This is a genomic window from Bacillus sp. FJAT-22090, assembly GCF_007676755.1.
Lineage (GTDB): Bacteria > Bacillota > Bacilli > Bacillales_A > Planococcaceae > Psychrobacillus.
In genome coordinates, this window is sequence record NZ_VEBK01000004.1 from 39535 (window position 1) to 54708 (window position 15174).

The 15174-nt window shown below is 37.6% G+C and carries 13 protein-coding genes; 6 read left to right on the forward strand and 7 right to left on the reverse strand.

Features of this window, described 5'->3' with window-relative positions:
- Nucleotides 1–127 precede the first annotated feature (127 nt).
- Nucleotides 128–1846 (forward strand): ABC transporter ATP-binding protein, encoded by a 1719-nt coding sequence (locus FS486_RS07225; RefSeq protein ID WP_144510664.1) that lies wholly within the window; start codon nt 128–130, stop codon nt 1844–1846.
- A gap of 651 nt (nt 1847–2497) precedes the next feature.
- Here the strand turns inward: FS486_RS07225 and hflX are convergent.
- The 3 genes from hflX to FS486_RS07240 all read right to left on the reverse strand — a co-directional run bounded on the left by hflX (nt 2498) and on the right by FS486_RS07240 (nt 6257).
- Nucleotides 2498–3766: a GTPase HflX gene (gene hflX, locus FS486_RS07230; protein ID WP_144510665.1), complete on the reverse strand. Its 1269-nt coding sequence runs from the start codon at nt 3764–3766 to the stop codon at nt 2498–2500.
- A 15-nt stretch (nt 3767–3781) separates the two neighbouring features.
- Nucleotides 3782–4525, reverse strand: coding sequence for a VOC family protein (locus FS486_RS07235; protein WP_144510666.1), 744 nt, complete (start codon nt 4523–4525; stop codon nt 3782–3784).
- Between the two features lie 100 nt (nt 4526–4625).
- Complete coding sequence (locus FS486_RS07240; protein ID WP_144510667.1) at nt 4626–6257, reverse strand: AMP-binding protein; 1632 nt, start codon at nt 6255–6257, stop codon at nt 4626–4628.
- Nucleotides 6258–6655: 398 nt separating this feature from the next.
- Between FS486_RS07240 and nhaC the strand changes: the two genes are divergently transcribed.
- The 3 genes from nhaC to FS486_RS07255 all read left to right on the forward strand — a co-directional run bounded on the left by nhaC (nt 6656) and on the right by FS486_RS07255 (nt 9624).
- Complete coding sequence (gene nhaC / locus FS486_RS07245) at nt 6656–8035, forward strand: Na+/H+ antiporter NhaC (RefSeq protein WP_144510668.1); 1380 nt, start codon at nt 6656–6658, stop codon at nt 8033–8035.
- A gap of 154 nt (nt 8036–8189) precedes the next feature.
- Nucleotides 8190–9359: a class I SAM-dependent methyltransferase gene (locus FS486_RS07250; RefSeq protein WP_144510669.1), complete on the forward strand. Its 1170-nt coding sequence runs from the start codon at nt 8190–8192 to the stop codon at nt 9357–9359.
- 1 nt (nt 9360) lies between these two features.
- Nucleotides 9361–9624: a hypothetical protein gene (locus FS486_RS07255; protein WP_144510670.1), complete on the forward strand. Its 264-nt coding sequence runs from the start codon at nt 9361–9363 to the stop codon at nt 9622–9624.
- A 33-nt stretch (nt 9625–9657) separates the two neighbouring features.
- Here the strand turns inward: FS486_RS07255 and FS486_RS07260 are convergent, their stop codons facing one another.
- Together FS486_RS07260 and FS486_RS07265 are read right to left on the reverse strand one after the other, a co-directional pair.
- Nucleotides 9658–10953 (reverse strand): ABC transporter permease, encoded by a 1296-nt coding sequence (locus tag FS486_RS07260; protein WP_144510671.1) that lies wholly within the window; start codon nt 10951–10953, stop codon nt 9658–9660.
- Entirely contained in the window at nt 10943–11641 is a 699-nt protein-coding gene (locus FS486_RS07265; RefSeq protein ID WP_144510672.1) for an ABC transporter ATP-binding protein, read from the reverse strand. The genes FS486_RS07260 and FS486_RS07265 overlap by 11 nt, the downstream gene beginning before the upstream one ends.
- A 183-nt stretch (nt 11642–11824) precedes the next feature.
- Between FS486_RS07265 and FS486_RS07270 the strand changes: the two genes are divergently transcribed.
- Both FS486_RS07270 and rsiV read left to right on the forward strand, forming a co-directional pair.
- Complete coding sequence (locus tag FS486_RS07270) at nt 11825–12316, forward strand: RNA polymerase sigma factor SigV (RefSeq protein WP_144510673.1); 492 nt, start codon at nt 11825–11827, stop codon at nt 12314–12316.
- Nucleotides 12317–12318: 2 nt separating this feature from the next.
- Nucleotides 12319–13194, forward strand: coding sequence for an anti-sigma-V factor RsiV (rsiV, locus tag FS486_RS07275; protein WP_144510674.1), 876 nt, complete (start codon nt 12319–12321; stop codon nt 13192–13194).
- Nucleotides 13195–13267: 73 nt separating this feature from the next.
- Here rsiV and FS486_RS07280 read toward each other — a convergent pair whose 3' ends face one another.
- Both FS486_RS07280 and fumC read right to left on the reverse strand, forming a co-directional pair.
- A complete protein-coding gene (locus FS486_RS07280; protein ID WP_144510675.1) occupies nt 13268–13759 on the reverse strand; it encodes a PCYCGC motif-containing (lipo)protein in 492 nt (163 codons plus the stop codon).
- Nucleotides 13760–13780: 21 nt separating this feature from the next.
- Nucleotides 13781–15157: a class II fumarate hydratase gene (gene fumC, locus FS486_RS07285; RefSeq protein WP_144510676.1), complete on the reverse strand. Its 1377-nt coding sequence runs from the start codon at nt 15155–15157 to the stop codon at nt 13781–13783.
- Nucleotides 15158–15174: the final 17 nt, after the last annotated feature.

The window sequence follows — 15174 nt, forward strand, 5'->3', positions numbered from 1 at the left end:
CTTCTTCATAAAAAACAAAGTCTATTATATCTTCCCCTCTTTTTTCTGTCAAAAAACATCTTAATATTTCGACTTCTGAAGTTTTTCGTTATAATAGTCTTTATGACATTGGGAAGGAGTAGATTTTTTGTTAAAAAAGTTTTTTTCATTTTATAAACCGCATAGACGATTGTTCGCTATCGACTTTAGCAGTGCGGTATTCGTTGCGATTTTAGAGCTTGCATTTCCTGTAGCAGTTCAATGGTTTATCGATGTTCTATTGCCGACTGGCGATTGGAATATGATCGTACGAGTGAGTATTTTATTATTACTTGTATATATTTTAAGTACAATCCTCAATTATGTCGTAAGTTATTTAGGACATAAGCTTGGCATTAATATTGAAACGGATATGAGACAGCAGTTATTTAATCATGTCCAAAGACAATCGTTCCGATTCTTTGACAATACAAAAACAGGCCATGTGATGAGTCGTATTACGAATGACTTGTTTGATATCGGTGAGCTAGCCCATCATGGCCCAGAGGATTTATTCATTGCTATTATGACACTTATCGGTGCATTTTTGATCATGTTCAACATCAATCCTGAGCTTGCTATTATTGCAATTATTATGGTTCCTTTCTTAGCAATTGTTGCTACATACGGAAATATTATGATGAATAAGGCTTGGAAAAACATGTATGGTAAAATCGCAGATGTAAATGCGCGAGTTGAAGATAGTGTATCCGGTGTACGTGTCGTGCAATCATTTACAAATGAAAACTTTGAAATTGCTCGTTTTAAACAAGATAATGGACAATTCCGTCTTGCAAAACTAAAAGCCTATAAAGTAATGGCAGGTACACATTCAAGTATTTATATGATGACTCGCTTAGTAACATTAGTAGTGCTTGTTGTAGGAGCATGGTTTACCTATCAAGGAACACTTAAACCAGGAGAGCTTGTAGGTTTTATCCTGTATGTCAATGTGTTGATCAAACCAGTTGATAAGATTACAGCACTTCTTGAGTTGTATCCGAAAGGAATGGCTGGATTTAAACGATTTTTGGATCTTATGGAACAGGAACCTGAGATTGAAGATCAACCAAATGCCTTACAAGTTACTCACTTAAATGGAGATATTGAATTTGAGAACGTCAGCTTCCAGTATGACGAGCATAAATCTGTATTAAATAATATTGATTTAACTATTAAAGCAGGGGAAACAGTTGCCTTTGTCGGTCCATCGGGGGCAGGTAAAACAACAATTTGTTCACTCATCCCGCGTTTTTATGAGGTTAACGAAGGAGCAATTTCGATTGATGGGCTCAATATACAAGATATAACAATGCAATCATTACGTTCACAAATTGGGATTGTACAGCAGGACGTCTTCTTGTTTACCGGTACCATTGAAGAAAATATTGCGTATGGGAAAAAAGATGCCACAGCCGAAGAAATTCGCGATGCTGCGAAAAAAGCACATTTAGAAGATTTTATCGCTGGCCTTCCAGAAGGATTTAATACACAGATCGGGGAAAGAGGACTCAAATTATCCGGTGGACAAAAACAACGTCTTGCAATTGCCCGTATGTTTTTAAAGAATCCTCCCATTTTAATATTGGACGAGGCTACTTCTGCCCTTGATACAGAAACAGAAAAGATTATCCAAAAGTCATTAATGGAACTTGCTGAAAATCGCACTACTCTTATTATTGCACACAGACTTGCTACTATACGCGATGCAGACCGAGTATTAGTTGTAACAGAAAATGGAATTGCAGAAGATGGCTCCTATAATGAACTAGTTGCACTGGATGGCATTTTTGCTAGATTGCATAATATACAGTTTCAAGAAGCTTAATAAATTTGTAATATCAAATAAGAAAAGCACAAGCCCTCTTTTAAATCAAAACCTTTATCTATCGTTTTCGAAATCCTTGGGGAGACTTATGCTATATAATAACCGTTTTTTTTAAGAGCTGTTGATTAAGACTGACGTCATAATCAACAGCTCTTTTCTCGGTAATCCTATGGCAGTTGTCTGTCCGTCGTCCTTCTACAACTTTAGAAACAGGTTTAGTACTGCTCTTTGGAAGAAGAGAAGCGACACTTTCCTGCTCATAGAAGAAGCGACCGAAGATACAATTTCAGTCGCACCTCTCCTTCTCTATTAGGAAAAACTTACTATTCGCTACAATTCCACCAAATACAACAGGTACTTCCACGCAACACACATATGAATGATTGTAGTGAAAAGCGACCACTCCTGCGGAGGCCAACAGGATGTTGGTCACGGAGGCGTTGCCACACGAGGTGGTGCCCTTAGCCTTCGTTCCTTAATAAACACTCTGTTGGTCATCAAATTTTAGACTTTTTAGGTGAAGGTTCATCGCTCCCCCCGCGGAAAGCGTTCGCCTGGAACGGAAATCAACCGTGTGATAGAATCGTTTTTTCACCACAGAAACACTAGATTTATGAAACGAAAAACTAAATACTTCCTTCTGTTTTGCTACTAAACAACTGCGAACTCCTGCAGCCTTTCATAATCTGATTTTTTCAATTCCACTTTGACAAGTGTTCCTTCTTCTTCGTACGAGGTCGATTTAACCGATGCGTGTTCATTCAAATAGGACACGATATCTCCTCGATCAAATGGTATTAACATGTTGCACACTACATAATCCGAAAATATATGTTTTTTAATAATTTCAAGTAGCTCGTCTAGCCCTTCTGCTTCTTTAGCCGAAATCCATATATTATCTCCCGCAACATGTGGATATTTCATATCAGCCAAGTCCGATTTATTGTATACATAAATTGTCGGTACATCCTCTACACCAACAGCAAGCAGAGTTTCATTTGTAACATCCATCATATAGCGATGCTCATCATTCGACACATCCACTACATGTAATAGTAAGCTGGCATCTCGTGCTTCTTCTAAAGTAGAACGAAAGGCTTTTACTAAATGGTGAGGTAGTTTGCTAACAAATCCAACCGTATCTGTTAATAAGAACTCTTTTTGATCTGATAGCTTAATTTGACGGACAGACGTTTCTAACGTTGCAAACAACATATCCTTTTCAAACACTTGCTTTGAGTCGGTCTGTCCAATTTTATGGAGAAGCTGATTCATAATCGTGGATTTCCCTGCGTTTGTATACCCGACCAGTGAAACGACAGGAATGGCATTTTTCTTCCGTTGTTTTCTTTGGGTTTCTCGTTGATCTTTGACTTGCTCAAGATCTCGTTTGAGCTTAGCTATTTGATCTTCAATTTTACGTCTATCAAGTTCTAGCTTTGTTTCCCCAGCACCACGGTTTTTAAAGCCTCCACCAGTGCCTCCTCCTTGTCGACCTAGTGAAGCTCGAAGTCCCACTAATCGAGGCAGCATATATTGAAGCTGTGCCAATTCAACCTGCATTTGTGCTTCATTTGACTTTGCCCGACGAGCAAAAATGTCTAGGATGAGCATTGTTCGATCGATTACTTTGCAATCTAGGTCTCTTTCCAAGTTTCGAATTTGAGATGGAGATAATTCGTCATTAAAAATTACAAGATTTGCTCCAGCCTCCTCGTAAAAATTTTTAATCTCTTCAACTTTTCCTGTACCGACATAATGAGAGGATGTAACTCGTTCTAAGTTTTGAGTAACTTCTCCCACTACGTCTACATCCAAAGCTTCTGCTAAATTATGCAATTCTTCTAACCCATATTCAAAGTGCTCGTCATGCTGTTTTTTTACCGCCACAACGATTGCTTTTTCAATAAATTCTTCCAAAAGTAATTCCTCCTCTTAACGGAATCGATAGTTAGCCTGCTCATAGATTAATGTTCCTTGTTCGGTACATCCATCAATATGTACTACTGCAAGCCTTTCCTTCGTGCCGTTTTCTAGCTTTGTAAAGACTAATTTCGTATTTGTTAATAACAGTATGTGATCGTCTTCTTCTTCTAAGTCAAAGTATTTTTTCCATTTATCCATTACTTCCCGTGGATTATTTACATGAAACTCACATGAAGAAACAGTTAATTGTAAGTTACTTTCTTGAATAGTGCCATCCTCTTGAAGCGTTTGATAACGTTCAACATCATTTTCCTCCCACTCGATAAAAAATGGAGTAGGCAACGCATCACTAGTTTCTTCCTTGACGAATAGCATCTTCCATCTGCGTACGAAGCCGCTTATCGTTTTTCTTTCAGCTTGTAATACTCCAGACGTTTCTATCCCTTTTTCTTCAAGTTGCCTGCATAGTTCGTCAATTGCCGTAGTTCGAATGCAAATCGTTCCAAAGCCTGGTTTTGTTTTCAAATCATCCAGTAATAAATTTATCAAAGGATGATTGGCTTTTTGTGCGATATCCTCATGCTCAAGTGCAAGCCACTCAATATAGCTTGTCCTTGTATATAACAGCGCATTATATGTTCCCCAATGTGTATGCCTGCCTCCAACAACCGCATGGAAACCTTTTTCTTTCCAATCTGACGCAATTTCTTTTGGCGTTTTTGTTACGTGATGAACAATGTGATCTAAATACATATTTACGCCTCTTTTCTACATGCAATGATATAAGGTCAAACAAAAGAGATGTCTTGGAAAAGTTTCATCTCTTTTGTCGATTTCCCGGGAAATATCATTCCTAGATTTCTACTTTTTCTTTCGACATTTCTCTTAAAAGAAATTTTTGGATTTTACCTGAAGCAGTCATAGGATAAGCATCGATAAATTCGATATATTTCGGAATTTTGTGATGTGATATTTTTCCTTTGCAATAATTCTTTAAGGATTCTGAAGTTAGGATCTCGCCAGTTTTTAAAATAATCCAGGCCATGAGTTCCTCCCCGTATTTTGGATCTGGAACACCGACTACTTGAACGTCTTGAATGGACGGGTGCTGGTAAAGAAATTCCTCGACTTCTTTAGGGTAGATATTTTCCCCACCACGGATGACCATATCCTTTATACGCCCTGTAATATCGATATAGCCCTCTTCGTCCATCACGGCAATATCTCCCGTATGTAGCCAGCCATTTGGGTCAATCGCAGATTTTGTCGCTTCCTCGTTTTTATAATACCCCTTCATCACAAGATAACCCCTTGTGCATAATTCTCCAGGGACTCCAGCAGGTGTGTCTTCTCCAGTTAAGGGATCGATAATTTTCACTTCCACTCCTGGATGCGCTTTTCCAACAGAAGATACGCGCTTTTCAATCGCATCATCTGTTTTCGTTTGAGTAATTACTGGAGATGATTCCGTTTGTCCATAAGCAATCGTAATTTCGGATAATCCCATGTCGTCCATTACCTTTTTCATCACTTCAATTGGACAAATGGAACCCGCCATAATTCCAGTGCGTAAAGTTGATAAATCGAATTGTTCAAAATTGGCATGATTTAACTCGGCGATGAACATCGTGGGTACCCCATGCAATGCTGTACATTTCTCGTTTTGAACCATTTGAAGCACTTTTCCTGCTTCAAATTGTTCGATGACAACCATAGTAGTTCCATGTGTTACAGACGCAATCGTGCCCATTACACATCCGAAACAATGAAAGAATGGAACAGGTATACATAAACGATCATGTTCCGTCAGATGGATATAATCCCCAACAAGCTGTCCATTATTAACAACATTTTTATGTGTCAACATAACCCCTTTTGGAAATCCAGTTGTTCCCGAAGTATATTGAATATTAATTACTTCGTCGTTATGTAGATCTTCCAGTGATTTTTGTAGTATTTCATCCGTGACGCTTTGTGCAAATGCCAATAACTCAGACCATGTATAAATTCCCGGATAGTCATTTTCACTCATCACAATAACTCGCTTTAGATGTGGTAGCTTTTCTGATTGGATGGAACCTTTGTCAGCGTTTTCGATTTCTGGGCAAACTGCGCGCACTATATCTAAATAAGAAGTACTTTTATAAGATTCACATAAAATAAGCGTAGTCGCATCTGACTGCTGTAATAAATATTCCAATTCTTTCTCTTGATAGTTCGTATTTACTGTTACAAGTACTGCCCCCATCTTTCCTGTTGCGAACTGACTTAGTAGCCATTCTCTTTTATTATCAGACCAGATAGCGACATGTTCACCTTTTTGAATACCCAAGCCAAGAAATGCTTTAGCAAGCTCGTCCGTTTCTTCATCGAATTCCTTATATGTTTTTCGAATACCATGCTCCGGATACACGTAGGCTTCTGTTTCTGGAAACTTTTTTGCTGCTTCTTTTACAATTTCCCCAACTGTTTTTTCATTTAACAAACAAATCTCCCCTTTTGCATGTTATTTCTTTTCTTATTATTCTATCACAAAATTCCGATAAAAAAGACTTTTCATTTCCTCATTGACAGAATGTAAAAACATGATAGAATCCTAATTACTTCACCGCTTCAAAGCGTTGAACTACGAAAGTATAATATGCGAGTGATTGTCCTAGTAATCTGTGTATTTACAGCAAAAAGAGACTGAACAATTGGTGAAAGTTCAGGTAGATTTGCAGATGAATTACAACAATCCGATAAGCTCGTTTTTAAATGAAGTGGTTGAACTAAATGATTGGTTCAACAAATAGGGTGGTACCGCGGAGTTTTCCTTCGTCCCTAGTTACAGGGATTGGAAGGATTTTTTTCATTCCCAAAAAATTATCGGGAGGTTTTACCATGTTTCGTATTCGCGCGATAATATCGCCTTCTTTTTTAGAGGCGGTACTACTTACTTCGCTAATCGTTATCTCTATGGCGGTTTGTATTATCAAATTTGATGCCGTTCCACATATGCCTATTTTATTGGCAATTCTTTTACTCATTGCTTATGGGTTATTAAAAAAGGTTCCATTCAAACAATTAGAAGAAGGACTCATAGAAGGTTCAAAAGCAGGTCTTGGTGCCATTTTTATCTTTTTCTTTATCGGCATTCTAATTAGTAGTTGGATGATGGGGGGAACCATTCCAACACTTATTTACTTAGGTTTTCAATTTATCTCTCCTCACTTTTTTTATGCAGTTGTGTTTTTAGTTACGTGTATAATCGGTCTGGCAGTCGGAAGTTCTTTGACAACAGTAGCAACAGCAGGAGTTGCATTTATCGGTATGGCAAGTGCTATGGATATCTCTTTAGCTATCACAGCTGGTGCAATTGTTTCAGGTGCTTTTTTTGGAGATAAAATGTCTCCATTATCCGATACAACTAATCTTGCATCTGCTATCGTTCAAGTTGATCTTTTCGAACATATTCGAAATATGGGTTGGACAACGATTCCCGCATTTTTCATTTCGCTCGTAGGATATGGCATCTTATCGCCAAGCAAAGAAATCCAACAGCTCGATCAACTAAATAGTTTTCAAGATGGCCTTTTACAAACTGGGATGATTCATTGGTACACATTACTGCCCCTTGTTTTACTCGTAATACTAGCTATAAAAAAAGTTCCCGCTATTTTATCATTAGCTTTAACTTCTATTTTAGCAATCACCATCTCCTATATCTTTCAACGACTATCGATTGGAGAAGTGCTAAATATTTTATTTAGCGGCTATACATCCAACACTGGTATTGAAGCAGTCGACTCACTACTTTCAAGAGGTGGAATTGACAGCATGATGTTTACAATAGGGCTAGTCATACTTGCATTAAGCATGGGTGGGCTGCTGTTTACACTTGGTATTGTACAAAGCTTATTGATAAAAGTAGAAGACGCTTTAAAAAGTGTTGGTTCGGTTATAACTGCTGCAGCGTTTACTGCAATCGGTGTTAACACGTTAATAGGAGAGCAATACTTATCTATATTATTGACTGGGGAATCATTCCAAGCTCAATTCAAAAAAGTAGGACTTGCCAACAAAAACCTAGCTCGTGTAATGGAAGACGCTGGTACAGTTGTAAATCCATTAGTGCCATGGAGTGTGTGCGGTATTTTCATCACAAATGTGTTAGCTGTTTCAACTATCGACTATTTACCATTCGCGTTTTTCTGCCTACTTAGTCCGATACTTACCATTTTATTTGGAGTGACTGGCAAAACGCTTACTTATACGAAATAGTTTCTTTTATTGGGCATTACAACTAAGTCTGTGATTTTTACAACTAAACCAGTCAAAATTACAACTAAGCCACCTAATTTTACAACTAACCTAAAATATCACCTATGTGTTACACTATTTCCAAGAAGATTACGGAAAAAGAAGGCGATTTTTTATGGAATTTCAAGAAATGAAAGACTATCTAATTGATCAAATTACAAATAAACAGTTAGTTGCTGCCACAATCAGCCAACCACGGGCTAAGTCTAATGAAGTAAAGCGTGTAAAACTAAAACCAATCGAGATAAAAAGTATGTATCATATACAACTTGAATACCAATACGAACGAACTTTAAAGCACGAGAACATAACTTTAGATGAATTTAGCAAAACATTAGATGATCTATTGGAGCAATTTCGACAAATCCATGCAGATTTCATAACGGAAAAAGTACAAGTACAGCTTTCCAAGAAAAATAAAGTAATGTGGAAATCGGAAAAAACAGATTCTGCAAAGCCAGTGAATCTATCCCATAATCGTAAAAAGAATTATCTATTAGCTGAGGACACACCATACCCTTTCCTTATTCGTTTAGGTGTACAAACAGAAGAAGGGAAAGTAAAAAAACAAAAGTACGATAAGTTTAAACAGATCAATCGGTTTGTAGAGTTTATCGACGATGCACTCGCTCACTTACCGAAGGATCGACCAGTTCGTATTCTCGATTTCGGATCAGGTAAATCGTATTTAACATTTGCCCTTTACCATTATTTAAAAGTTGAAAAAGGTCTAGACATTCGAGTTACTGGTTTAGATTTGAAAAAAGAAGTTATTGAGGAATGTACGAAGATCGCTAATGATTTAGGTTATGACCAACTAGAATTTTTAGTAGGAGATATTAATGATTACAACGACGAATCGGCAGTAGATATGGTTGTCACTCTCCACGCGTGTGATGTTGCAACAGATATGGCTTTAGCCCGCGCAGTCAAATGGGGTGCAAGTGTCATTTTAAGCGTTCCTTGCTGCCAACATGAATTGAATAGACAGCTAGATGCATCAGGACTAGACATTATGCTAAAGCATGGTCTTGTGAAAGAACGTTTTGCGGCACTTGCCACAGATTCCATTCGAGCAGAAATTCTAAGCATGGCAGGCTATGAGGCACAGTTAGTCGAATTTATCGATATGGAAAACACTCCGAAGAACATATTGATACGCGCATATAAAACTGGTAAAAAAGTAACTTCTGAACAACTGGAAGGGTATCAACAGTTTAAGCAACTGTTAAACGCTAAGCCGTTTTTGGAGAATGAACTAAAAGATTATTTGTGGAGGTTATAACTTGAAAGATCCTACACTAAAAAAGGTTGCGTATGGATTAGCAATGGCCATTGCGATTATCCTTGTACATTTTATCGATGTTCACATCTATTCAATGCCTGCTATGTTTGCATTGTTTCTAGCAATTTTCATCACGTATTTGGGTATTAAGATTGTTAATAAATCCGCTAGATTTGATAAAAAAATTACGCGAACTACTTATAACCTGTTGAATGTTCTTGTGGTGTTTGTATTATTCATTGCGTATTATACTATCGCACAGTAAAAGGTCGTCCCCTCAATGGAGACGACCTTTGTTTTATAATTCCTGTCTTAATGCTTGAATGACATCTATTTTCGTTGCTTTTCGTGCTGGTCTCCACCCTGAAATCATTGCCACGCTAATGCTTATCACGGATGCAATGACTACAAGCTGCCAAGGGATTAAAGAAAAGGTCATCGATATATCTTCGAACTCATCCTCACCTAAAGCTGCTCCAACTACCATTGGCAATATCCAATTCGCTAGGAAACTCACTGCATATGAAATGATAACAGCAAGCACTGTACCGATAATACCAATCCATGCACTTTCCATCAAAAACAAACGTTGAATTAGTTTAGGACTAGCTCCGATTGCTTTCATCACACCGATCTCACGTGTTCTTTCAGTTACAGCCATCGTCATCGTATTGAAAATACCAATGGACGCAATTAATACTGCAATTGTCCCAACAAAGATAAGTCCGATTTTGAATGCCATGAAAAAGACATCTAACTGCTCTAATTGCTCAGATACGGAATACACACTATAACCCATTGCCTTTAACTCTTCTGTTACTGATTTTACATGCTCTAAGCTAGAGGTATAGATTTTTGAGCTTGAGTAGAATAAGTCAGTATGATCGCCTTCAACATTGATATCATACACTTCCTGAAACTTCTTTTTCCAAGAGTTATCTATTAGCATATTCGTATCGACAAACCAATCCTTTGCAGGTTTCTCCGTTACCCCTACAATTGTAAAATCCCATGTTTCAGGGAACGCTTCATCCAAATCATAAGATTGAAGAGACAAGGTAACTTTTTTCCCAATTACAGATTCTTTATAGCCTCCTATAAGCTCAGCATCCTCTTCTGTATTTTGCTCCATTTCCTTCCGTTCTGCATCCGTCAATAAATTTTCTGCAAACTGGTACCCAACCACTACTTCATTGTCCTTTGTAGGCATACGACCTTCAGATAATTTGAGGTTCGATTTTTCTTCCTCGGCAAAGTTTGTAAGCAGCATTCTCCCTTCCAGCGAGCGATCGCCTAATTGAGAAACAGCTCTTGTATCCATACTTGTTCTTTGCACAATTGCATTTACATAATCAACTGCGCTAATCTTAGATATATCCAGTTCTTCCCCATCATTTGTATACACTTCAACTTCCGTAATGGCTTGGTCTTCCAATATCTCTTTCCGCATTGTATCTTGTATACCAAATCCAATTGAAGCAAGGACGATTAGAAACGCGCAACCCATCGTGGCAGCAAGTACGGTCATAAATACGCGTAATTTATTTTTCTTAATATGCTGGCTGACGAAATCGATCTGGTCTTTAAATAACATAGCCCGTCTCTCCTTTCACTAATTCACCATCACGCATTCTAAATTTTCGATCCGCAATGCTTGCAACTTCCTCATCATGCGTAATAATAACGAACGTTACACCTAATGATTGATTGAGGTCTTGTATTAACAACAAAATATCTTGTTCAGTTTCTGAATCCAAACTACCTGTCGGCTCATCTGCAAATAAAATAGGCGGATTTGTAATCAGTGCTCGAGCAATACTAACACGTTGCTGTTGTCCTCCTGATAATTCATTTGGATAATGATCCGCCACTTCCTCCAACCCTACTTTTTTCAACAATTGTTGCACGCTTGTTTTTCTTTTTTTAGCCGCTATTCCTTTTAGTTTTAAAGGCAGTTCTATGTTTTCAAATGCAGTTAAGCCCGGCATGAGTTGAAAGTTTTGAAAAATAAAGCCAAAATTATTTAAACGAAACTGAGCTCTTTCTGTTTCATTCAAAAAGACAGTCTCTTGTCCATTTACAGTAATGGACCCTTGCTCTGGACTCATAAAACCCGCAATTGTATGAAGGAGTGTGGACTTTCCTGAACCACTCTTTCCTACGATTGCAACAATTTCTCCTTTTTCTACCTCAAAGGATAATCCTTTGAGAACGGGTACCTTCTTTTCTTTTCCTTTTTTCCCTATTAAAAATGTATGATTAACATTCTGCACTTGTATCATTTGTTTTCTCCTTCCGTCTTACTACTTACAACAGTGTACCTATTGTTTCTTAATATTTGGGAAGGATAAACATGAAGAATTTCTTAAGAAATATTTTATACATATTCAAACTTTCCAACACACTTGCCCGTCTAAACATTGAAACGTAATCGCGGGTACGGGAAAAAGGAGTTCATAAACGTCATGACGAAAAAGGAAAAGTTTCAACTAGTTGAAAACTATATAATAGAGCATCAAAACGATTATTATCGCTTAGCATTTAGTTATGTAAAAAACAAAGAAAATGCTTTGGATATTATTCAAGATAGCATTTTTAAAGCGTTAAACTCGATTGATCGCTTAGAGGAAGATCGATATATTAAAACGTGGTTTTATCGAATTGTTGTCAATACATCAATCGATTTCATACGAAAGCATGGACGTATGCAAACAATGGATGATGATATCCTTCATACGTTTTTACCTGAGCAGCATGACTTAGAAAAAGACTATGATTTGTATGAAGCGCTCGACCATTTAAAAGAACCATATAAAACGATTATTGTACTTCGTTATTTCGAGGATCTCAAAATTGATGAGATTGCCGAAATACAGCAGGAAAACACCAATACAATCAAAACTAGGATTTACACAGCACTTCGAAAATTGCGAGTAAACATGGAAGAGAAGGTGTAACTATGAAGAAACTACAAGATGCCAAAAGGAAATACGAAGAAGTCGAAATACCCGAGGAATTAAATAACATAGTGAAAAATTCCATTAAAGAGGCGAAAAGAAACCAGAAAAAACAAAAGCCTGTTAAGCGATGGGGAATTGGTTTAGTTGCTGCAGCAGCATTATTTACTGCGAGTGTGAATGTGAGCCCCGCGCTTGCACAATCTCTTTCAACAGTTCCTTTGCTTGGGTCTATTGTTCAAGTAGTTACTTTCCAGGCTATTGAGCTGGATGAAGATACTTATAACGCAGACCTACAAACTCCCAACGTAACTGGATTGGATAATAAAAAGTTGGAAAACATGCTAAATGAAAAGTATATCGAGGAAAATGAAGCACTATATGAAGGATTCCTAAAAGATATGGAAGAATTAAAGGCTGAAGGAGGAGGTCATCTCGGATTATCCTCCACTTATGAAGTTGTAACCGACACGGATGAGATACTTTCCATTAGTCGCTATGAAGTAAACACAGTAGCCTCTTCTTCTACTACTATGAGAACAGATACAATTGATAAGAAAAACCAAATTTTAATATCATTGCCTAGCTTGTTTAAGGACGATAGCTATATAAAAATAATTTCAGATTATATTACGGAAGAAATGAAAAGACAAATGAAGGAAGATGAAAATATTATTTATTGGGTTGGTGATGATGTGGAAGTAGAGCCTTTTGATAAAATTCGTCCAGATCAAACATTCTCTATAACAGAAGACCATAAACTGACCATTTCTTTTGATAAATATGAAGTAGCACCGGGTTATATGGGTGTCATTACATTTGAGATTCCAACTGAGTTGCTAAACCCGGTGTTAATCAGTGATTATTACATCAAATAATCTCCACCTCCTATTTACGAAGAAAAATAAAACTGTTCCTCTTCACATATTGGTGAAAGGAACAGTTTTTTAATTAAGATGGCATTGGGGTTTTCGTAGGTGCCGCATACCCTTCTTTATAAGCTTCGTCAATCGCTTTTCTAATTTCTTCTAAAGATTTACCTTCTTGAACCATTGAGATGGAAGCTATCGCTGTTTCTACACATGCAGCACATCTTGTGCCATGGTCATCCCAGACTACTTCTCCATTTTCTTTAATCTCATGGACGAAGCAGTTGAAATTATTTAAGTGTCCTGCACTGTCTCCACAACCGCAGTAGCAAGGCATCCATTTTAACACATCATGTGCCTTAGCTGCTGCTTGATAGACTAGTTGCATATCTTCTGACTGATTGTCTAAAAATGCCGGTAACACATCCGCTGATGCAGTCGTTTCTTGTAGATCACCATTAGCTAAATGAGCAATATGTTCTTCGTGTTCTTCGATATCTTCCTTGGCGTTCTTCTGCCCACATGCAGAAAGAACTAATATAGAACTGACTAGCACAAATACTATTTTTTTCATATGTTTGTAGTCCTTTTCCTCTTAAATCATTTTTTCTGGTCGAACAATTTCATCAAATTTCTCTGCAGTTAATAAATCCAATGAAACTGCCGCTTCTTTTAATGTAGTTCCGTTTTTATGTGCATGCTTCGCAATTTTCGCTGCATTTTCATATCCTATATACGGATTTAACGCAGTAACAAGCATTAATGAATTATTTACATGGTGTTGAATTGTATCTAAAATTGGCTCTATTCCTACTGCACAGTTGTCATTAAAGCTAATAATTGCATCACTTAGCAATCTTACAGATTGGAGGAAGTTATGAATAATTACCGGCTTGAAAACATTTAACTGGTAGTTGCCTTGGCTTGCAGCGAAACTAATCGTTGTATCGTTCCCCATTACTTGGGCTACAACCATCGTCATTGCTTCACTTTGAGTTGGATTCACTTTGCCTGGCATAATAGAACTTCCCGGTTCATTTTCCGGAATTGAAATTTCTCCAATACCAGAGCGAGGACCGCTCGCTAATAATCGAACATCATTTGCAATTTTCATCAAGTCAGCGGCAAGCGCCTTTACCGCGCCATGCACATACACAACATCGTCATAGCTTGTTAATGAATGAAATTTATTTTTCGCTGAAGTAAATTTTATACCTAGCGCTTTAGAAATCTCAATCGCTACTAAATCGCCAAATCCTTTTGGTGCATTTAACCCTGTTCCAACTGCCGTTCCACCAATTGCAAGCTCTTTCATATCTTGTATGCTTTGAGAAATCATATGAGATGATTTTTCTAACATGCGATGCCATCCACTAAACTCCTGACCCAGCGAAAGAGGGGTTGCATCTTGCAGATGGGTACGGCCAATTTTTACAATATCCATAAATTGCTCCGATTTTTTTCCGAGCGTTTCTTTTAAAACATCAATTGAAGGAAGAAGCTGCTGCTCTACTGCAAGTACCCCAGCAATATGCAATGCCGTCGGAAAAGTGTCATTGGAACTTTGTGATTTATTTACGTCATCGTTCGGATGAAGACGCTCTTCAATACCTTTTTCTTCAAGCAATTGGTTGCCTCGGTGTGCGATGACTTCATTTACATTCATATTTGATTGTGTACCGCTACCTGTTTGCCATACAACTAACGGGAAATGGGCATCAAGCTTTCCAGCTAGAATTTCATCAGCGGCTGCTGAGATTGCATCTTTTTTGGCATCTGATAAGTTTCCAAGAGAGTGACTTACTATTGCTGCTGATTTTTTTAATAAGGCAAGTCCATGAATAACGCCAATTGGCATTTTTTCCATTCCAATTTTAAAGTTTTCTTTCGATCTTTGTGTTTGTGCTCCCCAAAGACTATCTTGTGGAACTTTAATTTCTCCCATAGAATCATGCTCAATACGATAAGACATTTTACTCGCTCCTTTTA

Coding starts and splice junctions, on each gene's coding strand:
- FS486_RS07270 (WP_144510673.1), top strand. CDS start 11,825: ATGACGAAAAAGGAAAAGTTTCAACTAGTTGAAAACTATATAATAGAG.
- nhaC (WP_144510668.1), top strand. CDS start 6,656: ATGTTTCGTATTCGCGCGATAATATCGCCTTCTTTTTTAGAGGCGGTA.
- FS486_RS07265 (WP_144510672.1), bottom strand. CDS start 11,641: ATGATACAAGTGCAGAATGTTAATCATACATTTTTAATAGGGAAAAAA.
- rsiV (WP_144510674.1), top strand. CDS start 12,319: ATGAAGAAACTACAAGATGCCAAAAGGAAATACGAAGAAGTCGAAATA.
- FS486_RS07260 (WP_144510671.1), bottom strand. CDS start 10,953: ATGTTATTTAAAGACCAGATCGATTTCGTCAGCCAGCATATTAAGAAA.
- FS486_RS07280 (WP_144510675.1), bottom strand. CDS start 13,759: ATGAAAAAAATAGTATTTGTGCTAGTCAGTTCTATATTAGTTCTTTCT.
- fumC (WP_144510676.1), bottom strand. CDS start 15,157: ATGTCTTATCGTATTGAGCATGATTCTATGGGAGAAATTAAAGTTCCA.
- FS486_RS07235 (WP_144510666.1), bottom strand. CDS start 4,525: ATGTATTTAGATCACATTGTTCATCACGTAACAAAAACGCCAAAAGAA.
- FS486_RS07250 (WP_144510669.1), top strand. CDS start 8,190: ATGGAATTTCAAGAAATGAAAGACTATCTAATTGATCAAATTACAAAT.